The organism is Novosphingobium sp. TCA1, assembly GCF_009811895.1.
Lineage (GTDB): Bacteria > Pseudomonadota > Alphaproteobacteria > Sphingomonadales > Sphingomonadaceae > Novosphingobium > Novosphingobium panipatense_A.
On sequence record NZ_BLJH01000009.1, the window covers coordinates 59028 to 82711 of the forward strand.

Here is a 23684-nt window from a genome sequence, read left to right on the forward strand (position 1 = left end):
CACCTTGCCGCGCGGCAAGATTTCCCATTTGTAACATATTGATAACGGCGCAACCTCGCGCTTGAGTAATGTTATTACATCACATTAAACAAAACCTCCTAAAAGATTCAGGGGGTTTTCTTGTCCGTTCGCCTTGCTCATCGCCCTGCCCGCCGACTGGCCCATCGATCCGCCGTTTCCCTTCTCGCACTGATCCCCGCCACCGCCTTTGCCGAGGCGCCCGCCCCGCAAGGCCGGGAGATCCTCGTCACGTCCGCCCCGCTTGAGGAAACCGCCGACGAGACGGTCACGCCGGTCATCACCCTTTCCGGCGACGAACTCGCGCACCGCCGCCAGGGCACCCTGGGCGAGACGCTGTCAGGCCAGCCCGGCATCCACTTCGACAATTTCGGCGGCGGCGCCAGCCGTCCGGTGATCCGGGGCCAGACCTCGCCGCGCGTGCAGGTCCTTTCGGACAGCACCAATGTGCAGGACGCCTCGGGCATTTCCGCCGACCACGCGATCACCGGCGAACCGCTGCTGCTGCGCGGCATCGAAGTGCTGCGCGGCCCTTCCGCGCTGCTCTACGGCGGCGGGGCGATCGGCGGCGCCGTCAACCTGCTCGACACCAAGATCCCGACCGCCGTCCCCGAACGCGGCGTCAGCGGCAGTGCCGAAGCGAGGCTCGGCACCGGGGATGACGAACGCTCTGCCGTGGGCGGCGTGACGCTGGGCACCGGCGCGCTGGCCCTGCGCGTCGAAGGCGCACACCGCGAGACCGACGATTACCGCGTGCCCGGCGCCTTCGGAGAAAAGCACGTCCCCGGATCCTGGAGCGAAAGCTCCACCTTCAGCGCGGGCGGATCCTGGGTCGGCCCGGACGGCTACCTCGGCTTCGCCTATACCCGCGTGCGCAGCAAGTACGGGCTGCCCGGCCACAGCCACGAATACGAGGATTGCCATACCCATGGCCCCAGCCTCCACTGCGGATCGCACGATCACGGCGAGGACGACCACGGCCACGAGGAAGAGGGCCATGATCATGACCACGATCATGACCACGGGCATGAGCATGAGGACGAAAGCCTCTTCGTGAAGCTGCGCAGCGAGCGCTTCGACGTGCGCAGCGACTATAGCGATCCCCTGCCCGGCTTCGAACGGGTCCGCTTCCGCATGGCCCACACGACCTATCGCCATGACGAGATCGAGCACGACGAGATCGCCACGACCTATCGCAACAAGGCCTTCGACTTGCGCTTCGAACTGACCCACAAGCCGCTGGCCGGTTTCCGGGGCGTGCTGGGGGTCCAGCATTCGGATAGCACGTTCAGCGGCATTCATTCGGTGATCGAGAACGGCCAGACCCAGTACACGCCCTTCGACATCGACAATACCGCCCTGTTCCTTCACGAGAGCCGCGACTTCGGCCCGGTGCGCATCGAGGCCGCCCTGCGCAAGGAATGGCAGAACATCCGCCCGCAGACCGCGCTGACCACCTTCATGCCCGCCAAGTCGCACGATCCCTTCTCGGTCTCCGCCTCGGCATTGTGGAAGGTGGCCGAGGGCTATTCATTGGCGCTGTCGCTGGCCCGCTCGCAGCGCGCGCCGAACGTGCAGGAACTCTACGCCTTCGGCCCCCACTTCGCGTCGAACACCTATGAGATCGGCATGGTCACCGGCCGCACGTTCGAGGGCATGGCCTCCACCGAGAACCGCCTCGAAACCGGCAAGTCGGTCAACCTGACCTTCCGCAAGACCAGCGGCGCCACCACTTTCACGGTGGGCGCCTATCACCAGAAGGTGGACAACTACATCTTCGGCCAGACGCTGGACCAGTACGAGGACTTCCGCCTGATCCACTATGTCGCGGCCGATGCCACCTTCACCGGCGTCGACGGCGAAGTGCGCCATCAGGTGATCCCCGAACTGGGCGTCGCGATCTTCGGCGACTATGTGCGCGCCAAGCTTAAGAATGATCTCGGCAACCTGCCCCGCATTCCGCCCGGCCGCCTCGGCACGCGCATCGACGGCGCGGTCGGGCCGTTCTCGGCACAGGCGGAATACTACCGCACCTTCCGCCAGGACCGCATCGCCGATTTCGAGACGGAAACGCCGGGCTACGACATGCTGAACCTGACGCTGTCCTACAAGCTCGACCTCGGCACCGACCGCTGGGCCGAACTTTTCGCCCGCGGCACCAACCTGACGAACTCCTTCGCGCTCAACCACGCCTCCTTCGTGAAGGATGCCTCGCCGCTGCGTGGCCGCAACTTCGTGTTCGGCCTGCGCACCGCGTTCTGATGAGGAAACCGCCGTCCCGTTTGCCAGGTCCCTTGGCGAACGGAACGGCGGGATGACCAGGGAGAGTTCCCGCTCTCCCCCGATCTCAAATCAGAGCTTGGCCTGCATGCCCACGAAGATGCGCTGGCCGGGATAGAACAGCTCGATCGGCATGTCCTTGTTGATGAAGGTTTTCGAGTATTCCTTGGTGATGTTCTGCATCTCGAAGAAGACGTCGAAGTGGTACTTCGGGAAGCGCAGCGTGACCTTGCCGTCGAGGTACCCCTCGCCCTTGCGATAGACCGGGTTGTTGCCGTTGTTCGCATCCAGCGGCGTCACCAGCCACTTCGAACGGTAGTTGTAGCTCAGGCGGAAGTTGAGCCAGCCCTTGTCGTAGAACATGCTGGCATTGTAGGTATAGGACGAAAGGCCGGGATATTCCTTGAGCGGCTCGTTCGTGGCGGCATTGGTCAGGTTGGTGCGGATGGCGCGGGCATACGTGAAATTGCCCGAGGCGCCGAACCCGTCCAGCGGCTTCGGCAGGAACGTGAACACCGTCTGCGCGCTCGCCTCGATGCCGTCCAGCAGGGCGCCTTGCCCGTTGACCGGCTGGCGCACGGTATAGGGAACGCCGTCCTGGAACAGGTCCACGCCGTCGCGAACGACGTTGGGGATCACGAAGCTCGATTCGTACTTCTTATAATAGCCCAGGCTCAGCATGGTATCGGCATTGGGATACCAGGCGAGATTCAGCTCCCACTGGTCCGCGCGGTAGGGTTTCAATTCCGGGTTGCCCGCAGTGCAGATATCGTCGGTGCCGGAAATCGTCTGGTCGTCCACGCAGTTGATGTTCGGCACGAGGTCCAGCGGCTTCGGACGGGCCAGGTTCTTCGCATAGTTGGCGCGCAGATAGAGGTTCGGCTGGAGTTCCAGGTTCGCGTTGAACGCGGGCAGGAAGTCGGTGTAGCTGTTGGAAAGCTCCAGCTGCTGCGCGGCGATGACCACCGTTTCGGTGCCGCCGGTAGCATTGAAGCGCGTCACCCGGCTGATATTGGTGCCAAGGCCCTTGTCCTCGGTATGGGTGAAGCGCAGGCCGCCGTTGCCGGTCAGGCGCATGCCCAATATTTCGGTATCGACGTCGAGCATGACGTAGCCCGCCATGACCGTCTCGGTGATCTTGGCACTCGGAATCTGCGGATAGCCGTCGGCGAAGCGCACGAGATCGTGGTCGAAGCCCGACAGGTCGTAGATCTGCGAGAGGACGTCGGCGTCGAAATTCGGGAAGGCCAGGCGGCTTGGAATGCCCGAGGGCGCATTCTTGAGCCCGGTGAACAGCGGCGCGCCGCCCGTCACCCCGCCGAGCGAGGAAATCAGCGAGGTATACTGCCCCGGCGTGATGAACCAGGTGTTGCCGTTGCGGGGCACCGCCGGATTGTCCTGGATCGTCGTGGTATAGGACACGTTGGCGCTGGACTGGTACTGCATCGTCGCCGGATCGAGCAGGATCGATCCGCCGCCCAGGTAGTTCTTGAACCTCTGGCGGCGTGCCTGAAGGCCGAACTCGATCTTGCTGATGATCGGGTGGTCGATTTCCCAGTCGGCATCGAACTTCAACTGGTCTTCGATATTGTTGTACTCGGCCGGACGATACTGGACGGTCGGACCGTAGACCGGCAGCACCTGCCCATTGGCACCCACGCGGGTGAAGTCGGTATAGACGCTGGGATCGGCCGGATCGAAATTCGACGGGAACTGGAAGACCGGAATGCCCTGCGCATTGTTGCGATCGACGACGATCCCGGCAACGCTGGTCCCCAACGAGATCAGGTTGCTCTGGGAATTGGTGTGTCCCTTGGCATGCGATCCCATGAAATCGACGTGCAGGCGATCGAGGTCCCAGCGGAAACCACCGGAGAAATACTTCGAATCCTGATCGTAACTGAAGTCGCGGCGCTGCACGCCGACGATATTGGCCGCGCCGTTCCAGTTGGGGTTGGCGGCAGAGCCGATATTCACGGCATTGAGCGCCGTCGTCACCCCGGTGACGACATGGTTCTCGTTCACCGTGGAAGTGCCCAGCGCCACTTGCGGGCGCGAGGTGCCGCCACCGGCGCCGGCTGCTAGCTGCGGATCGAGATTGAAACGCTGGAACACGCCGAGATCGACCGCGTAGTTGACGTCCTGCAGGTTCTGGCTGCGCTTGTTGATCTGCACATTGGCATAGGCGCGGAAGTTCGGCGCCACCTGATACTGCAGCGTGAGATCGCCCGAGATGCGCTTGTCGTTCCGCACGAGATGGCGATAGCGCGGCGCCAGCGGTGCCCAGTCGAAGAACTGGGTTTCGCAGGCGAGGCGATTGGCGGTCGCCCTTGCCGTCGTCGGTCCGCCCACGCCCGCACAGCTTTCGTAGCTGTCGTAACCGGCATAGAGCGGGTCTTCCACGGTCTTGTCGGTGGAATGGTCGAAGTCGGCAATACGCCGCCAGTTGGTGTTGCTGATGTAGTCCTGCCGGGTATTCACGTCACTATACGTGCCGTTGAACAGGATGGCGAGGCCGTCCACCAGGAACCTGGGCGTTCCCGCGAAGAATGACACGCGCGGACGCCAGGTTTCCGTGGTGTCGAGATGCTGGCCGGAAACCGTGGCGGAAAGGATCGGCTTCAGCAGGTCCAGCGGCTTGCGCGTTTCGACGCGCACGGTGCCGCCGATGCCGCCTTCGGTCAGGTCGACGGCATAGCCCTTGTAGACGTCGATCGACTTGACCAGTTCCGTCGCCAGTTCGCGGAAGTCGCCGGCGCGTTCGCCCAGGGCGCTGACCTGGCTGACGCCGTTGATTTCCACACGGTTGAGGTCCGGCTCGACGCCGCGGATGGAGACCTGCACGCCCTCGCCGAAATCGCGGCTGAGCTGCACGCCGGTAATGCGTGCCAAGGAGTCGCCGATGTTCTTGTCGGGGAAACTGGCGATATCGTCGGCCACGATGGAATCGACGACGGTATTGGCCTGCTTCTTGCGGTTGATGGCCGATTGCAGCGAGGCGCGGGTGCCGACGACGACGATGTCGTTGGCCGTGGTGATGACCTTTTCGGCGGTCTTGTCGTCTATGCGCGGCGGCTGTTCTTCCTGGGCGGATTCCGGTTCGGCTTCGGAATTAGTCTGAGCATATGCGGGGAAAGATGTGGCAAGGGCACCTGCCAGCGCCAGTGCGGAAACGCCCTTAAGACCATGGCGGCCTACTAGCGATGCAGAAGAAAATCTATTATTTTCATTGCCATGCTTTCGCATATCCATCCCCTCTTCTAGTCCCGTCGATACTTGCCAGTCCGGTTTTCCGGTCGCCGATCGAATCAGTTTCTAGACGGACACTTATTGAACCGATATGTGGGATGCAATGGCATAATTTGGACCGCAGTGGTTCCAAAACCGGAGGATGATGCAAATGGCGGCCCGAATTCGCGCATGTACCCTTATGTTGCCGCTCATGTGGGGGCTGGTTTCATCGACCTGTGTCGCGGCCACTGCCGCGCCGCAACTTGGGGCACCGGAGCGGCTGAATCGCGGTGCCGTCGCGCTACCGGCGAAAGACGGCGGGATGCTGGTGACCTGGCGGCTTCTGGCGGACGATCCGAAGAATGCGCGCTTCCGCGTGCTCCGCGATGGAAAGCCGCTGACCGTCACCAGGCAGGGTGCGGCGACGGCTTTCGTCGACACATCGGGAACCACCGCCAGCACCTATGCCGTACAGCGCGTAGGTGATCGCGTCGGTCCGCAGCGTGCCATGATGTGGGACAAGGGATATCTCTCGATACCGCTCGTGCCGCCTGTCGATGGTGTGACTCCCGCGGGAGAGGCCTATGCCTATACTGCAAACGATGCCAGCATTGGCGATCTCGACGGTGACGGCCTGCATGAGATCGTTCTCAAGTGGGATCCCACCAATAGTCACGACAACGCCCACACCGGCTATACCGGCAGCGTCTTCGTGGATGCCTATCGCCTCGACGGCACACGCCTCTGGCGCATCGATCTGGGCCGCAACATTCGCGCCGGGGCGCATTACACGCAGTTCCTGGTTTTCGACTTCGACGGAGATGGCCGCGCTGAAGTGGCGATGAAGACCGGCGACGGCACGGTGGACGGCACCGGCAAGGTCATCGGCGACGCAAAGGCCGACTGGCGCAGCAGCGGCGGCGAAGTGCCGCAGCAGGACCGCACCGGCGCCAAGGTCCTGCCGGACGGTACAAAGGTCGCGCCGATGCAGGGCCGCATCGTCAAGGGGCCCGAATATCTCACCGTGTTCGAGGGCCTGACCGGCAAGGCGCTGGCCACCGCGCCCTACGATCCGCCGCGCTTTCCGGGCGGCAATCCCACGCCGGAGCAGCTCGCGGCATCCTGGGGCGACGGCTATGCCAACCGCTCGGACCGCTACCTCGCGGGCGTAGCCTATCTCGACGGCCACTTGCCGAGCATGGTGTTCGGACGCGGCTACTATGCCCGCACCGCGCTGGCCGCCTGGGACTGGCGCGGCGGCAAGCTGACGCAGCGCTGGCTGTTCGACAGTTCCGCGCCGGGCAATGCCGACTATGCAGGTCGCGGCAACCACCAGCTCTCGGTGGCAGACGTGGACGGCGACGGGCGTGACGAGGTGATCTACGGCTCGATGGCGGTCGATGACGACGGCAAGGGCCTCTGGACGAAACCGCTGTTCCACGGCGACACCATGCACGTCAGCGATCTCGACCCGGCGCGTCCCGGCCTCGAAAAGTTCGGCGTTTTCGAGGATATCCGCAGCAATGGCGGGCTCGGTTCGGCCCTGCTCGATGCGCGCAGCGGCGAAGTGCTCTGGACCACGCCCGCCGATCAGGACACCGGGCGCGGCGTGGCCGCCGACATCGATCCGCGCCACTACGGCGCCGAGTTCTGGGCCTCCAACTCCGACCGGCTTTACGACACCAAAGGCCGGGAGATCGGACCCCGCCCGCGCCAGATGAACTTCGCGATCTGGTGGGACGGAGACCTGCTGCGCGAGCTGCTGGACGGCACCACGATCTCGAAATGGAACTGGGAGCGCGGTACTTCCGATACGCTGCTCTTGCCGGAGGGCCTTGCCTCGAACAACGGCACCAAGGCCAATCCCGCGCTTCAGGCCGATCTGATCGGCGACTGGCGCGAGGAAGTGATCTGGCGCCGGGCCGACAACCGCGAACTGCGCATCTACACGACGCCCTTCGCCACCACGCACCGTTTCGTCACGCTGATGCAGGACCCGGTCTACCGCCTCGGCGTCGCGTGGCAGAACACCGCGTACAATCAGCCGCCGCATACCGGGTTCTACCTCGGCGCCGGGCCGAACGGGGAGCGGTAAGGAGCGCATCATTGCCCCATGCTCCCGTCATCCTGAACTTGTTTCAGGATCCATCGCGCCGAACAAGCCGCCGCTGATGGTCAGGAATGGATCCTGAAACAAGTTCAGGATGACGGAGAGTATGGATTGCAGTTGAGCGTGGGAGACCAGCGGTGCGGATAAGGCAAATGCAAATCACGCTCCATCCCGGTTGACGATTCGATCCACATGATGAAATATCATCCCACATAAGGCGCTCTCAAAACGCCGCACCCAAGGGAGAGTAAATGAGTAAGCTGGTCTGGAGCCGCCGCGAGATGCTGGCCCAAACTCTGGCCACGTCCGCCATGGCCGGGTCTATGGCGTTAACCGCCGATCGCGCGAGTGCCGCCCCCGTGGCCGCGAAGGAGCCCCTGGGATCGGGCATTGCGCCGGGCGACGACGTGGTCTGGCTCGACGGCAATGCCCCCTCCGCACACGAAGGCCAGTCGTGGGGCCAGCCCTGGCCGCGCGGCACCCGGTTCGACAAGCGCGGCTACGTTCTCGAAGGCGCTGGCGGCGCGCGGGAAGCGGTGCAGACCTGGCCGATGGCCTGGTGGCCGGACGGCTCGATCAAGTGGACCGGGCACGCCGCCGCCGCCAATGGCGCCCGCACCGGCTCTCTACGCGTCGTCCCCGGTACGGCCAAACCCGCGCAGACGCTCTTCGTGCGCGAGGCGGGCGATGCGATCACCGTCACCGTGGGCCAGACCGTCTGGACAGTGGGCAAATCCGGCGAGGCCCTGATCCGCTCTGCCAAAGTCGGCTCGGCCGAAGTGCTGCAATCGGTGCGCCTGCTCGCCAGCGCGCAGGACCGCCCCGATGACGAGGATGGCGCCCCCGCGCTCGCCCGCTGGACCAGCGCCATCGAAAGCGCGACGGTCGAACAGAACGGCCCGATCCGCGCGGTCATCAACCTCGATGGGCGCCATCGTGGAACGGAGGGCGATTGGATGCCCTTCTCCGTCCGGCTCTACTTCCACGCGGGTTCGGACAGCGTGCGTCTGGTTCATTCGATGATCTTCGACGGCGATCCGGCCAAGCGCTTCATCCGCGGGCTGGGCCTCGAAGGCGCAGTGCCGATGCGCGACAAGCTGCATGATCGCCATGTTCGCTTCGCAGGCGAAAATGGCGGCCTGTGGGGCGAGGCCGTGCGCCCGCTGACCGGCCTGCGCCGCGATCCGGGCAAGGCCTTCCGCGATGCGCAAGTGGCGGGCGCGGCCACGCCGCCGCTCGACCAGATGGGCGCGGCAGTCCGTCAGAACATCGAATACATCCCCGCATGGGGCGATTTCCGCCTGCGTCAGCCCAATTCGGACGGCTTTTCGATCGTCAAGCGCACCAAGCCGGGCTGCGGCTGGATCGATGTCGATACGGCAGGGCGCGCGCCGGGGCTTGGCTATATCGGCGGTCCGTCGGGCGGCGTCGCCTTCGGGATGCACGACTTCTGGCAGCGCTGCCCGGTCGGCCTCGACATCGCCAATGCCGCCAGCGATACCGCGCGATTCACCGTCTGGTATCACGCCCCTGACGCCCCGGCGATGGACATGCGGTTTTACCACGATGTCATGGGCATGGAGCGCTACGAGGCGCAGAACCTCGGCCTCGACGTCACTTACGAGGACTACGAGCCGGGCTGGGGCGATGCCTCCGGGATCGCGCGCACCACCGAATTCCGCATCTGGGCCCTGCCCGCCACACCGCCGCGCGAACGCCTGGCCGAGATGGGCAAAGGCCTTGCCACGCCGCCGCGTCTGGTCGCCAATGTCGCGCGGGTCCATTCCGCCGGGCTGTTCGGCCCGTGGAGCCCCATCGCTTCCGGCGGGCCTCTGCGCGGAAAGATCGAGGCGCGGGCGAAGCAGGAACTCGATTTCTACATCGGGCAGGTGGACCAGCGGCGCTGGTACGGCTTCTGGAACTATGGCGACGTCATGCACAGCTATGACAACGACCGGCACGTCTGGCGCTACGACATCGGCGGCTTCGCCTGGGACAACAGCGAACTCTCGACCGACATGTGGCTCTGGTACGGGTTCCTGCGCACGGGCCGCGCCGATGTGTTCCGTCTGGCAGAGGCGATGACGCGCCACACCGGCGAGGTGGACGTCTATCATTCGGGCCGATTCAAGGGGCTCGGCACCCGCCACGGGGTACAGCACTGGGCCGACAGTTCGAAGCAGCAGCGCGTGTCCAACGCCGCCTATCGACGCTTCTACTACTACCTCACCACCGACGAGCGCTGCGGAGACCTGATGCGCGCGCTGGTGGACAGCGACCAGGCGCTGAAGACGGTCGATATCGGCCGCAAGGTGATGCACCGCGCCGATGCCAGCAAGCCGCCTGCCGGAACCGGCGCGGTGGTGGCCGAACAGCCGCTGCCGGAAGGTCAGGTGTTCATGCAGTTCGGGACCGTATGGGGATCCATGCTGGGTGCCTGGTTGACCGAGTGGGAACGCACGCGCGACACCCGCTGGCGCGATCGCATCGTGGCCGGAATGCGCTCCATCGCCGCCTTGCCCAAGGGCTGGCTGGCGGGCGGCGGCGCCTTCGACCTTGCCAGCGGCCGCTTCGTGGGCGCCAATGACGAAGTGAACATGAGCCACCTCAACGGCGTGTTCGGCGTGTTCGAGATCACTGCCGAACTGCTGGAACTCGTCGACGAGCCGGCGTTCCGCAAAACCTGGCTCGAATACTGCGAACTCTACAACGCGCCCGAGGCGGAGTTCCGCGCCCGCACCGGCGCATCGGGCAAGGGCCGCGCGCTGACGCAGGCGCATTCACGCTACACCGCCTATGCAGGCGTGCAACTCGGCAAGCCGGACCTCGTCAAGCGCGCCTGGGGCGAATTCTTTGGCGCAGGCGACCGTGAGGGGCGGGACCAGTCGCGCGGCGCGCGCAAGGTGACCGGCGCTGCGGTGCTCAAGCCGGTGGACGAGATCAGCGAAGTCTCCACCAACGATGCCGCCCAGTGGGGCATCGCCGCGACCGTAAACCTGACGCTGATCGGGGATGCGCTGGAATGAGGAAGCTCGCCGCCGCCCTCACGCTCATGCTGCTGTCGGCGGCGGCAAAGCCGCAAACGGACGACTTCCGCCACGGCCGCTCGCACTGGCGTGTCGAGGCGGAAGCGCCCTCGCGCGTCACCGTAGAGGGCGGCGTGATGGACATCGATGCGCCCGAAGGCATCTCGGTCTGGTGGGGCGACGAACTCATCGGACCCCTCGCCATCGAATACGAGGTCATGGCCGTCTCGGCAGGCGGACCGAACGACGCCGTGAGCGACGTCAACGCCTTCTGGATGGCCACCGACCCCGCCGCGCCGGAGGGGTCGCCCTTGGCCCGGCCCCGCAGCGGCGCTTTCGCAGCCTACGACACGCTCAAGACCTACTACGTGGGCATCGGCGGCAATCGCAACACCACCACCCGGATGCGCCGTTATCTAGGAGAACCGGGCAATCGCCCGCTCCTGCCCGAGCATGACCGGGCGGACCCGGCAGCACTGCTCGTGGCCAATCGCTGGGTGCCGGTGCGCCTCGCCGCCGATGGCGCGACGGTGACCGTAGACTTCGGCGGTAAGCGGCTTTTCACGATGACGGATGCCGCGCCCTATCGCCGGGGCTGGTTCGCCTTGCGCACGACCAAGAGCCATCTGCGGATCCGCAATTTTCGAATCGTTCCGCTTGGGTCGGGGCGCTGAGGAGCCACAGGATGGCTCCTCTCTATACGCCCTTCCATCCCTACAACCGTTCGGCCGTCCGTTCACGCCCCGTCGGAGGGAATCCGCAATCCGTGCCGCGCCGCGAAGCGGGCGAAGCGGGTCAGCCACAGGCCCGCGCGACCGTCCGGCTCGAACAGCGGCGCGCCATGGCCGCCCTTCTCGATCACATGGAGTTCGCTGGGAATCTTCGCCGCCCGGCACCCTTCGAACATGGCAAGGCTGTTCCCGCAATCGACCACCGCATCGTCCGCCGCATGGGCCAGCAGGATCGGCGGCGTAGCGGCGGGCACGTCGAGATTAACCGAGTACCGCCGCGACAGGTCCTCGCCTGGGTTCGGCCCCAGCAGTTCCCGGCGCGATTGCGCATGGGCGAGCGGCGGCGCCATGCTCACCACCGGGAAGAACATGCCTGCCACCAGAGGCCGCGCGTCCTGCGCATCGGCGGCGTCGACCGGTTCATAGACTTTCGCCGCGAAGCGCGTGGCGATGCTGCCGCACAGATGCCCGCCGGCGGAGAAGCCGATGGTCGCCACATTGGCCGGATCGACGCCCCACTTCGCGGCATTGGCGCGGATCACGCGCATGGCGCGCTGGGCGTCCTGCAAGGGGGTGTCCGGCCCGCCGGTCCAGCCGTCATGCGGCAGGCGGTAGAGCAGTTCGAAGGCGGTCACGCCCTGACTTGCGAACCAGCGCGAGGTCGCGGAAGGCCTGGTCCCCATGGCGACGCGCGCATAGCCGCCGCCCGGAAATGTCAACACGGCCGCGCCGGTGGGCTTCGCCGCCGGGCAAACCGTCAGCATCGGCACCGCGACATGGGGCCAGGCGAAATCGTCAAGGTTGCCCTTGTTGGTGCGCAGCACCCGCTCTTCCGTCACACCGCCCTTGGGAAGCCCCGGCGGCGAGCCCGGCCAGATCGGGAAGCGCTCGCTCGCCGCCGCGTTTGCACCTTCGGCAGCCAGCGCACGGCCGGACAGCAGCGGCGCGGCGGCAAGGGCGCTCAACGAACCCAAGAATTGACGGCGATCACGCGACATATTGCACTCTCCCTGGAAGGTCTTTCTATGCATCGGAACATGTTGGAAATCACTCGAACTCTCGCCTGCGCAGGAACTGCCGCATGATCGCCGCCTCGCTGCTGCTGCTCGCCGCCGCGACCGCCCAGGCGGCGGACGTGGCGCCCAAGCCGCTGTTCCGCGATCCGGTGCATGACGGCGCCGCCGATGCCAGCACCGTCTACGACCCGGCCGCGCGCGAATGGGTGATGTTCTACACCAACCGCCGCGCCGACCTGCCGATGGAGGACGAGAAGGACGTGCGCTGGGTACACGGCACCGCGATCGGCACGGCGCGCTCGCAGGACGGCGTCCACTGGCGCTACGGCGGCACGGCCACGATCCCGGCAAGCTGCACCGGCGAAACGCTCTGGGCGCCGGATATCGAGCGCTTCGATGGCCAGTGGCACATGTGGCTGACCGTCGTGCCCGGCGTGTTCCGCGACTGGAACGCCCCGCGCTTCATCGTCCACCTCACCAGCGACGACCTGAAATCGTGGAACTGCGGCGAGCGGCTCGACCTCGGATCCGACCGCGTGATCGACGCCAGCGTGATCGCGCTGCCGAAGGGCGGCTACCGCCTGTTCTTCAACGACGAGCGCATGGGCAAGGCGATCCGCACGGCGGACAGCGCCGATCTGATCCACTGGACGGTGAAGGACCGCCTCACCACCACGCCCGGCGAAGGCCCCAAGGCGTTCCACTGGAAGGGCCGCTGGTGGCTGGTTTCCGACGCGTGGAAGGGCCTGCTCGTCATGCGCTCGGATGACGCAGAGCATTGGACCACCCAGCCCGGCCACATCCTGGCCACGCCGGGACAGGCGCCGACCGACCGCGCCAAGGGCCAGCATCCCGACGTGATCGTCTCTGGGACACGTGCCTATATCGTCTACTTCGTGCATCAGGGCGGCGAGGACGAGGCGAAGGCGAACCCCGACTGGAACCGCCGCAGCGTGCTCCAGATCGCGGAACTGAAGGAGAAGGACGGGGTGATTACCGTAGACCGCGACAGCCCCACCCATGTCCGGCTGACGCCGCCGAAGGAGACGCGGCGATGAGCCTGCTGCTCGATCGCCGCGCGCTCTGCCTCGGCGCTACGGCACTGGCGGGCTGCGCCACTACACGCATTACCCCGTCCGAGCCGGAAGGCCCCCTGCTCTTCGCCTATTTCAGCACCGGCAAGGGTGAGGCGGACGGGCTGAAGCTGGCGGTGAGCGAAGACGGCTTTGCCTTCCGCACGCTTGGTGGCGGCAAGCCCTTCCTCGTGCCGGAAGTGGGCGAGAAGAAGCTGCTGCGCGATCCGTTCCTCTGGCGCGGCGAGGGACCGGACGCACCTTGGCACTGCGTCTGGACCACGGCATGGGAAGGCGTGACCATCGGCCATGCCACCACGCGCGATTTCGTGAACTGGACGCCCCAGCGCGCGATCCCGGTCATGGCCTCGGTCCCCCGCACCCGCAACTGCTGGGCGCCCGAGGCGATCTACGATCCGGTGACGCGCCGCACGGTGATCTTCTGGTCCAGCACGGTCGAGAGCCGCTTCACCGAAACCGCAGGCAGTTCCGAAAGCGGCTACAACCACCGGCTCTGGTATACGACCACCGCCGATTTCGAGAGCTTCGCCGCGCCGCAAGTGCTCTACGACCCCGGCTTCAGCGTGATCGACGGCACCTTCGCCCATGCCCCGGACGGCGGCCTCTGGCTGGTGGTGAAGGACGAGACGGTCGATCCTCCGCGCAAATGGCTGCGCGCCGCCTCCGCCCGCAGGCCGCTGGGGCCTTTCGCGCCTCTGGGCGAGGTTTTCACGCCCTCGTGGGTGGAAGGCCCGATGACCACCCGGATCGGCGCCGACCTCATCTGCTACTACGACATCTATCGAGACGGCCGCTGGGGCGCGAAATCCACCCGCGACATGGTGAACTGGCAGGATGTCAGCGAGCGCCTGGTCATGCCGCAAGGCGCGCGGCACGGCTCGCTGGTGCGCATCGACCGCAAGTTGCTCGCCGCTCTGGACACCTGAAAAAGCGGCTCCCGGATGGAGGATCCGGGAGCCGATAGTTCCGGCGTGGGAGGGCCCCGCCGTATTCTTCAAGATCAGAACTTCACGTTGACGCCTGCCGAGATCGTGCGGCCGACGCGAGTCTGGAACAGCGTGTCCTGGCGCTGGTTGTCGGTGTAGAGGCTGTTCTGCTCGTCGGTAAGGTTGGTGCCCTCGACGATCAGCTTCACATTGTCCGTCAGGTTGTACGAGGCGGAGGCATCGACGAACGTGGTCGCATGGTTGCCCACCAGGTCGCTGCCCGGCGAGGCCGGAATGCCGCGAATGAACGGACCGCGGTAATTGATGGTGCCGCGGATGGAGAACTTGTCGTTCTCCCAGTAGAGCGTACCGGAAGCAGTGTCCTTGGACAGTCCCACCAGATCGTCCTTCACGGTCACTGTGCAGACGCCGCCCGAGCTGGACAGGCAGTAATTGATCTTCGACATGACGTGCGTGTAGTTCGCCAGCACCCCGAAGTGGCTGATGAAGCCCGAGGCGAAGTTGAACGGGATCTGCGCATTGAGCTCGATGCCCTTGAGCGGGCCGCCCGGCGTATTGGTGGGCGTGGCGATGTTGAACAGTTCATCGGACGTGGTGTTGCTGCCGATCAGCAGTTCATTGGGCAGTCCCAGCGTATCGAACGGCACCAGCGCGTTCACGCTCTGCACGTAGGTCTTGATGTCCTTGTAGAAGAACGCAGCGGACAGCAGCGAGCCGGGGCGGAAATACCATTCCACGGCCGCGTCGAAAGTATTAGCGCGGATCGGTTCGAGCAGCGGATTGCCCAACGAGCCGGAGCGGGTCACGGCATTGATCGCAACGGTCGGCACCAGCTGCGTCAGTGCCGGGCGCGACAGCACCTTGGCGGCCGAAAGGCGCAGGAGCAGGTTCTGCACCGGCTCGATCACCACGTTGGCGGAAGGCAGCCAGTCGTCGTAGCTGCGCGCGACCGCACGGTACTGGCCTGTGAGGCCGGTGGGCGAGGTCGGGTCGGACAAGTTGATGAAGCCCGAGGAGCGCTGCCAGGTGTGGATATAGCGAACACCCACGTCGCCGCGCAGGCCGAAGCCCACCGCGTCGGAAAAGTCGAACGTGCCCATCACGAAGGCGCTGGTCTGTTCCTCGCGCACGCCCGGATTGGTCTCGCCGCAACCGGTGCAGGTGCGTGCATCGAACAGGCCGTAAGCATCGGCCAGCTTCTTCCAGTCCAGGCTCGCCCAGCTTGCCGGCGCACCCTTGCCCCAGAGGCTGTCGACCCCGGTGATCTGCTTCGTCAGGCTGGCCAGCGAGGTTCCCGCAGGCAGGGGCTGAGCCAGCGTATCGGCGGTGTAGTAGGTCGTGAAGCGCTGCTGGAATTCGCTGGAACGGAACTGCCCGCCGAAGTGCAGCTTGAAGGCGTCGGAGAACTCGTAATGCGCGTTCATCTCGCCCAGCACGCCGCGGGTGGTGTTGCTGGCGGGCTTGCCCTGAAGGCTGAAGCCGCCCGTCACGATGCCCGCGCCCGGCGTCGGCCCGTAGAGGAAGTTGTTCGGATCGGATACGTCGAAGCCGAAGCCCAGCACCGGCGTGCGTCCGCCGCCGGTATAATCGATCGAGAAGTTGTCGGTATCCAGCGCATCCATGAAGTACTGCATGCGGATCTTGTCTTTCCACACGGACTCGTTGAGCCCGATCTTGGCGTCGACAGTCAACCGGTCGTTGAACCGGTGCATGAAGTTCAGGTTGGCCTGCTTGAACGTGGTCGAATACTTGGAATGAAGCCCTTCCGAGCGCACGTCGACACCGTCGAGCAGGGCATATTCCACCGAGCCGAGGTCGGAAAGCTGCACGTCCTTCAGCGACATCATCGGATAGCCCTGGTTCGACGCGGAGCGGCCGAACGAGATCGCCTCGATATAGCTGTCGTCACGCGTGACGTTGAAGCGCGAATAGAGCAGGTCGAGCGAAATGTCGGTATCGTCGTCGGGCTTGTATTGCAGGGTCAGCGTGCCGCCGATGCGCTCCTGGGTCTGCTGCGAATTCAGGTAGCGCGGGATGCGCGGGAAGAAGGCGCCGCTGCCGGGAGTATTCGGCAGATCGTCGCGGCGGGCATCGTAGACGGTTTGGTAGGCGGCCGGATCGCTGGTGCGCGGATTGCCGGTCGAACAGTTCGCGGCGCTGGCACCGCTTGCGGCACTGTTCGCCGGGTTCTGCGGCGTGAAGCCCAGCGGCGAGCAGAACATGCCGTTCTGGTTGGCGGACAGAATGTCCACCGCTGAATAGCCCACTTCGCGGGTGTGGCGGCGCTGATAGGCCAGCGAGCCAAGAATGCCGAAGCCGCTGTCGCCGAACTGCTTGGAAACCAGCGCCGAGGCACGCGGATCGACTTTCTTGGACAGCTCGTTCCACACGCCGCGTCCCGTGGCGGAGAACACGAAGTCCTTGTTCTGGTCCATCGGCTTGGGGGCGCTGAGGTCCACCGTCGCGCCGAGCGAGCCTTCCTCGATATCGGCGGACGGCGTCTTGCGCACGGTCAGGGCCGAGAAGATTTCGGTCGGGAAGACGTTGAAGTCGAAGCTGCGGCCATTGTTGCCCGCACCGTAGATATCCGAGCCGCCGGTCTGCGCGGCGGCTTCCATGCCGTTGATGCGCACGCGGGTGAAATCCGCGCCCAGGCCGCGCACCGAGATGTTCTTGCCTTCGCCGCCGTCCCCGCGCTGAAGCGCCACGCCGGGGATGCGCTGCATCGATTCCGCGAGGTTGGAATCGGGAAACTTGCCCAGGTCTTCCGCCTTGATGGTGTCGATCGCGGCGGTTTCCACGCGCTTGTCGGCGAGCGCCGCATTCAGCGAGGCGCGGAAGCCGGTGACGATGATCTCGGAAGGGCTGGGAGACGCGGGGGCAGCCTGTTCCTCGGCAGGCGGAGCGTCCTGCGCCAGGGCAGGAAACGGCGCCGCGACCAGCAAGGCGACGACCATGGCCGGTGCCGAGACGCGGCTGTGCATGACGGATTTCGAGAACGCCCTTCCCATGTTCCTCACTCCCAATTTCATTCTATTCCGGGCCTGACATCGGCCCCTGTCATTTGCCCACTATGTGGGATTGGGTGTTACATTATATGACATCTTCGCTCTATTCCAGTCAAAATCGCCTAGTCCCGATCGCTACCCCTTATTTCCACGCAGCTGTACACCGCTTCATCGCACCCCTGACCGGGCCATGGGCATGGCAGGTCGATTGACTCCTATTGTGCCCGATATATGCAATCATAATCCGTCATGTGGGATTTATAAGCCAGACATCGTCGGCGAGCACTTCAGAGAGGATCGTTTCGAAATGTCCCTGACCACGGCGCTTGCCCTTGCGCTTGCCGCTCCTGCTGTTCCGCCGCCCGTACCGCCGATCGACATCGATCTTTCGGGCAAGGCACCTGCCGAAATGCAGCCCTACCGTACTGGAACCAACGGAATCGAGCGGCGCGATGCTTCCGGCGCCTTCGTCTATTCGGTCGCGCTGCCCGAAGGCATCTACCGCGTCACCCTGACGCTGGGCGGCAAACAGGAGGGACTCACGACGGTGAAGGCCGAAAGCCGCCGCCTGTTCCTGCGTGATGTGCTAACGAAGCGCGGGCAGACCCTCCGTCGCAGCTTCCTGGTCGACGTCCGCGACGCCAGCCTCCCCGCGCAGCCCGCCGGTGCGCCCCGCTTCGGGCAGACGGTGCTGCTGGACGAGCGCGATCTCGCCAGCTTCAACTGGGACGACAAGCTAACGCTGGAATTCCTGGGTCAGCCGCAAGTCTCCGCCATCCACATCGAAGCCGTGACTGCGCCGCGCCTGTTCCTGGCAGGCGATTCGACAGTTGCGGACCAGTATGGCGAGCCTTTCACCAGTTGGGGCCAGATGCTGCCCGCGATGCTGGACGATCATGTGGCGGTTGCCAATCACGCCAAGTCCGGCGCGACGCTCAAGTCCTTCATCGCGCAGCTGCGTTTCTCCAAGCTGCTGAATCAGGCGCGCGAGGGTGACTGGCTGTTCATCCAGTTCGGCCACAACGACCAGAAGGCCGAATGGCCGATGACCTATCTCGATCCGGTGCAGACTTATCCGGCATGGCTGCGCAGCTACATTGCCGAGGCCCGGCGCCGGGGCGTCCATCCCGTGCTGGTCACGTCGCCCGAGCGGCGCAATTTCGATGGCGCGGGGCGCATCAAGGATACGCTGGGGGCCTATGCCGATGCCGTCCGCAAGGTCGCGGCGCAGGAGAACGTGCCGCTGATCGACCTCAATCGGGACAGTATCGCGATCATGCAGGCGCTCGGCCCGGACGTCTCGCCGCGCGCCTTTGCCGAGGATGGCCGGGACAAGACCCACAACGACAACTACGGCGCCTGGCTCTTCGCCGCCGCCATTGCCCGGCAGATCCGCGAGAATATCCCGGAACTTGCGCCCTACGTCATCGCACCCGACTTCGACCCCGCGCACCCGCCGCTGCCCGATGCCCTGCAGATCGCCCCGAGCCTGCCCCTGGCACAGGACAAACCCGAAGGAACCTGAACCGCCCCGCAAGCGACAAGCTGGCCAGAATCCAGATTGACGTCCGCCTGAGGACGAGTTACCAAATATCGGTATCAATATCCACATAATGGAACACATGGGAGAGCGGGAGTGCCGGATAGTGGGACGGGGTCGATCCACGCCTTCAGGATGCAGTTGAAGCCCGGCACGGTCGAGGAATACCGTCGTCGCCACGATGCGATCTGGCCCGAACTCACCACCCTGCTGACCGAAACGGGCATCCGCGACTATTCGATCTTCCTCGACGAGGACAGCCTCTCGCTTTTCGCGGTACTGCGCCTGCTGCCGCAGAACAGCCGCGACAGCCTGCCCGATCACCCGGTGATGCGCCGCTGGTGGGACTACATGGCCCCGCTGATGGAAGTGGAGCCGGGCAACCGGCCGGTCGAATGGCCGCTGCCGCTGCTGTTCCACATGGACTGATCCGATGAAGCGCGCTTTCCTCACCGCCCTGCTGCTTACGGCCATTCCTCTGCCCGCTCTCGCGCAGGACGCGAAGCCGACTGCCGACCTCTCGGCCCCGGTCCAGACTTTCGGCCGCGTCTCCTTCGACGCGCGTTCGCTGATGATCGACGGCAAGCGGCAGGTGATCTGGTCGGGCGAGTTCCATCCGTTCCGCCTGCCCAGCCCCGATCTCTGGCGCGATGTGCTGCAGAAGATGAAGGCCAGCGGGTTCAACACCGTCGCGCTCTATTTCGACTGGGGCTACCATTCGCCAAAGCAGGGCGTCTACGATTTCAGCGGCATTCGCGACCTCGACCGCCTGCTGACGATGGCGGAGGAAGAGGGCCTCTGGGTCATGACCCGCGCCGGGCCTTACGTGAACGCGGAACTGTCGCGCGGCGGTTTTCCGGGCTGGCTGGTCAACCAGAAGGCCCGCGCCCGCACCGACGATCCCGAATATCTCGCCGCCGCCGACGAGTGGCTGACGCAGATCAACGCGATCATCGCGCGCCACCAGATCAACGGCGACGGCAAGGGCCATAAGGGATCGGTGATCCTCCACCAGATCGAGAACGAACTGGCGCTGACCACGCCAGCGCAGCGCCGCTACATGGACCACCTCTACGCCAAGGCGCGCGCCGATGGCATTACCGTGCCGATCTTCCACAACGATCAGGGCCGCAACGGCTATTGGGTGCCGGAAGGTTCACCCGTCGACAAAGTCGTCCACGGCCCCAACGACATGTATGCGTTCGACGGTTACCCCGGCGGCACCTGCACGGTGGAAGGCAAGCCGACGCGCAGCGTGGCCGCGCCGGACTGGGGCTTCTATGGCCCCGGCGGCGCCAAGGGCGGGGCCTCCGCCTCGCCGAAAACGCCGGGATTCCTGGCCGAATTCGGCGGCGGCTGGTTCGACTACTGGGGATCCAACGGCGGCTACGAGTGCAACGCGGTCCAGCGCGGCAAGCGGTTCCAGCGGGTGTTCTATGGCACCAATCTGGCCAACGGCATCGGCATCCAGAGCTTCTACATGACCTATGGCGGCACCAGCTGGGGCTGGCTGCCGGCCCCGGTAGTGTTCACCAGCTACGACTACGGCGCCGCCATTTCCGAAGCGCGGAACTTGCGCGAAAAGGCGCTGGAGATGAAGCAGCTCGGCGGGCTCATCGCCTCCGTGCCGGACCTTGCGGGCATGATCCCGGCCGGTGCGCCTGAGGTCTCTTCGCCCAATATTCAGGTCTATCACAACAAGAGCCCGGAGACCGATGCGCGCTTCCTGCTGGTGGCGCACAAGCCTTCGAACGGGCAGACCGACGACAGCTTCACCGTCACCGCCGCGCTGCCCGACGGGCGCTATACTTTCCCGATGCGGCTCAATGGCTTCGATGCCAAATGGCTGGTCGCCGGGGTGAACCTTGGCGGGCAGCGGCTGGTCTATTCCACCTCCGAACTGCAATCCGTGTCCAAGGCTGGAAGTGCCGACCTGCTGCTGCTTTACGGCCGTGCCGGGGAGCCAGGCGAGACCGTGCTGCGCTATGCCTCGGCCCCGAAAGTCACGGTTCTGGAAGGCACGGCACAAACCGCCTTCAACGACACCAAGGGCGACCTGAAAGTCACCTACACGCATGGAGGCCGCACCGTGCTGCGCCTGACCGGCGGCGGACGCGGCGACCTGATCCTGATCCTTGCCGACGAGGCCGAAGGCACCCGCTACACCCGCGTCGAATCCTCCGCAGGCCCGGTTCTGGTGCGCGGTCCGCAGCTGGTCCGTCACGCTTCGCTCAAATCCGGCGCGTTGGCGCTGACCGGCGACACCGGCGAGGCGGGCGGTCTCGAAGTCTGGGCTCCCGGCACCGTCCGCGCGGTTACGTGGAACGGCGCGCGTGTCCCTGCCAAGGCATCCACCGTCGGCAGTCTCGCCTCCACAACGCCCCTGCCCGGTCCCGCCCCGGTCACGCTGCCCGCCCTCACCGGCTGGCGTATGGCCAAGGGTTCGCCGGAGGCCGATCCGAAGTTCGACGACGGCACATGGCAGGCCGTGGGCGGCAATCGCCCCAATGCCACAATCACCCAGCGCCCGGACGGCCGGCCGAACATGGCGATGGATGCCTATGGCTTCCACGAGGGCGACGTCTGGTATCGCGGCAAGTTCGAGGGCGCACCCGGCGCGAAGACCGTCTCGCTGTTCTACGGTGCCGGCGGCTCGGGGCTGATGCAGGCTTGGCTCGACGGCAAGTTCATCGGCCAGGCCGAGACACCGAGCGGCCTCCCCCGCCCGATCACCACCGGCACCGTCACCTTGGACCTTCCCCCCGAAGCGCAGGTGGGCGGAAGCCATGTGCTTTCGGTCATGGTCCGCAACAACGGCCATAACTGGGACCTCGATTCCGACGACTTCCACAAGGAAGCGCGCGGGCTGATCTCCGCATCGATCTCTCAGCCCGGTGGGCGCAGTTTCGCGGTGCCGATCGCGTGGAAGATCCAGGGCCAGCGCGGCGGCGAGGACATTGCCGACCCCGTGCGCGGCCCCGCCAACAGTGGCGGCCTCCATGGCGAACGCATGGGCTGGCACCTCCCCGCCTTCGACGACAGCCGGTGGTCTGCCGCGCAAGTACCGGCAACCAGCGCGGAGCCGGGCACGACATGGTATCGCACCCAGTTCGATCTGGCCGTGCCCAAAGGGCAGGGCGCCACCATCGCGCTGGCCTTCGGCGATACCGAGACCCCGCGTTCGGCCGCGAAGTACCGCGTGCTGATCTTCGTCAACGGCTGGAACATGGGCCAGTTCATCGCCCACATCGGCCCGCAGCGCGTGTTCCCGATCCCCGAGGGTATCCTCAACCACCACGGCACCAACCACGTCGCGCTGGCCGTGACGAGCGACGGCGCCCCCGGTGACGCGCTGGAGGCGGTGAAGCTCGTCACCCTGCACAACGTCAAGGGGGGCCTCCCCGTGCAGATGGTGCCCGCCCCCACCCGCCCGGATCAGCTGAAGTGACTGGAGACGCGCTCACCCGCCGCCAGTTCGGCATCGGCAGCGCCGGCGCGCTCTGCCTTGCCGGTCTGCCGGGCATCGCGAGCGCGGCCCCGAAGTCGGGCGCGCGCCCGTGGCCCTACCTGATCGGCGCCGACATCTCTTGGGTGCCCGAAGACGAAGCGCAGGGCGCCACCTATTACGAGGACGGCCAGCGCAAGGACGTGCTCGCGATCTTCCGCGATGCCGGTTTCAACGCGGTCAAGCTGCGCCTCTTCGTCGATCCCGCGAACGGCTATTCGCGGGGCAAGCCCGGCGGTCCGTGGTGCGACCTGCCCCGCACGATCGCGTTTGCCCGGCGGATCAAGGCAGCGGGCTTCCACCTCTCGCTCACGCTCCACTATTCGGACACCTGGGCCGATCCGCAGCATCAGGACAAGCCGGCGGCATGGGCGAACCTGCCCTTCCCCAAGCTGGTCGATGCCGTCCATCGCCATACGGCAGAGACGTTCGCGGCGATGAAAGCGGCGGGCGTCGCGCCCGATCTGGCGATCCTGGGCAACGAGACGACCTTCGGCATGCTCTGGCCCGATGGCCGCGTGCCGCTGACCATCCCCACCGGCAATCCGGTGACCGACAAGGAACACATGCATGTCCGGGACGCAGGCGGCTATGACAAGTTCGCCGCGCTGCTGAAGGCCGGGATCGCCGCCAGCCGCGATCACCTGCCGGACACGCCCGTGGCGCTGCACAACCACCTCGGCCGCCACTGGCCGATCGTGCAGCACTGGACCGACAGCCTGATCGCCCGCGACGTCCAGTTCGATGCGCTGGGCTTCTCCTGCTACCAGCAGGCCGCGCAAGGCGACTGGCAGCGGACCTTCGCCGAATTCAGCCGCCGCTACCCGGACAAGGGCTTCTTCGCGATCGAGTATTCGTCGCGCAAGCGCTACCTGAACGATCTGGTCCATGCCCATCCGAACGGCTGGGGCAGCTTCATCTGGGAACCGACGCGGCATCAGGAAGCGATCTTCCTGAAAGACGGCAAGAGCGCCGGCGAAGGCCCGCGCGCCGACCTGCTTTCGCAAGGCCTGAACGCAGCCGAAGCACCGGGCGCGACGCCTTCTGCGGAGCCTGCCCAGAAATCCGAAAACCATGGCGGCCGGTACGATGCCGATTCCGCCTTCCTGCAACTCTATCGCCAGATGGCGCGCGATTACGGAGTCCTGAAATGACCCACCGCGCGCCCTGCCGCAGCT

General features: G+C 65.5%; 13 protein-coding genes. 10 read left to right on the forward strand and 3 right to left on the reverse strand.

Annotated elements, in window-relative coordinates; translation table 11 throughout:
- Positions 1-120 precede the first annotated feature (120 nt).
- Positions 121-2280, forward strand: a complete 2160-nt coding sequence (locus tag NTCA1_RS12635) for a TonB-dependent receptor domain-containing protein (RefSeq protein WP_236549285.1) — start codon at positions 121-123, stop codon at positions 2278-2280.
- A gap of 90 nt (positions 2281-2370) precedes the next feature.
- Here NTCA1_RS12635 and NTCA1_RS12640 read toward each other — a convergent pair whose 3' ends face one another.
- Positions 2371-5550, reverse strand: coding sequence for a TonB-dependent receptor (locus NTCA1_RS12640; RefSeq protein ID WP_236549286.1), 3180 nt, complete (start codon positions 5548-5550; stop codon positions 2371-2373).
- Positions 5551-5689: 139 nt separating this feature from the next.
- On the opposite strand from NTCA1_RS12640, the gene NTCA1_RS12645 reads away from it, so the two are divergent.
- From NTCA1_RS12645 to NTCA1_RS12655, 3 genes are all read left to right on the forward strand, one after another.
- Positions 5690-7624, forward strand: coding sequence for a rhamnogalacturonan lyase (locus NTCA1_RS12645; RefSeq protein ID WP_374705185.1), 1935 nt, complete (start codon positions 5690-5692; stop codon positions 7622-7624).
- 266 nt (positions 7625-7890) lie between these two features.
- The gene (locus NTCA1_RS12650; protein WP_159830800.1) at positions 7891-10665 is read left to right on the forward strand and encodes a Tat pathway signal sequence domain protein; all 2775 of its coding nucleotides are present in this window, start codon (positions 7891-7893) and stop codon (positions 10663-10665) included.
- Positions 10662-11339 (forward strand): DUF6250 domain-containing protein, encoded by a 678-nt coding sequence (locus tag NTCA1_RS12655; RefSeq protein WP_159830801.1) that lies wholly within the window; start codon positions 10662-10664, stop codon positions 11337-11339. Before NTCA1_RS12650 ends, NTCA1_RS12655 begins: the two co-directional genes overlap by 4 nt.
- 62 nt (positions 11340-11401) lie before the next feature.
- On the opposite strand, the gene NTCA1_RS12660 is transcribed toward NTCA1_RS12655, so the two are convergent.
- A complete protein-coding gene (locus tag NTCA1_RS12660; RefSeq protein ID WP_159830802.1) occupies positions 11402-12394 on the reverse strand; it encodes an alpha/beta hydrolase in 993 nt (330 codons plus the stop codon).
- A gap of 83 nt (positions 12395-12477) precedes the next feature.
- Between NTCA1_RS12660 and NTCA1_RS12665 the strand changes: the two genes are divergently transcribed.
- Both NTCA1_RS12665 and NTCA1_RS12670 read left to right on the forward strand, forming a co-directional pair.
- A complete protein-coding gene (locus tag NTCA1_RS12665) occupies positions 12478-13470 on the forward strand; it encodes a family 43 glycosylhydrolase (RefSeq protein ID WP_236549287.1) in 993 nt (330 codons plus the stop codon).
- A complete protein-coding gene (locus tag NTCA1_RS12670) occupies positions 13467-14432 on the forward strand; it encodes a glycoside hydrolase family 43 protein (protein WP_159830803.1) in 966 nt (321 codons plus the stop codon). Before NTCA1_RS12665 ends, NTCA1_RS12670 begins: the two co-directional genes overlap by 4 nt.
- A 74-nt stretch (positions 14433-14506) precedes the next feature.
- Here NTCA1_RS12670 and NTCA1_RS12675 read toward each other — a convergent pair whose 3' ends face one another.
- Positions 14507-17464, reverse strand: coding sequence for a TonB-dependent receptor (locus tag NTCA1_RS12675; protein WP_201282480.1), 2958 nt, complete (start codon positions 17462-17464; stop codon positions 14507-14509).
- 304 nt (positions 17465-17768) lie between these two features.
- Between NTCA1_RS12675 and NTCA1_RS12680 the strand changes: the two genes are divergently transcribed.
- From NTCA1_RS12680 to NTCA1_RS12695, 4 genes are all read left to right on the forward strand, one after another.
- Positions 17769-18986, forward strand: coding sequence for a rhamnogalacturonan acetylesterase (locus NTCA1_RS12680; RefSeq protein ID WP_159830804.1), 1218 nt, complete (start codon positions 17769-17771; stop codon positions 18984-18986).
- A 150-nt stretch (positions 18987-19136) separates the two neighbouring features.
- Positions 19137-19430, forward strand: a complete 294-nt coding sequence (locus tag NTCA1_RS12685) for an L-rhamnose mutarotase (protein WP_133084225.1) — start codon at positions 19137-19139, stop codon at positions 19428-19430.
- Between the two features lie 4 nt (positions 19431-19434).
- Positions 19435-22449 (forward strand): beta-galactosidase, encoded by a 3015-nt coding sequence (locus NTCA1_RS12690; protein WP_159830805.1) that lies wholly within the window; start codon positions 19435-19437, stop codon positions 22447-22449.
- Positions 22446-23660 carry a glycosyl hydrolase 53 family protein gene (locus tag NTCA1_RS12695; protein WP_236549288.1) on the forward strand — a complete coding sequence of 405 codons (1215 nt, stop codon included), beginning with the start codon at positions 22446-22448 and terminating at the stop codon, positions 23658-23660. The genes NTCA1_RS12690 and NTCA1_RS12695 overlap by 4 nt, the downstream gene beginning before the upstream one ends.
- Positions 23661-23684: the final 24 nt, after the last annotated feature.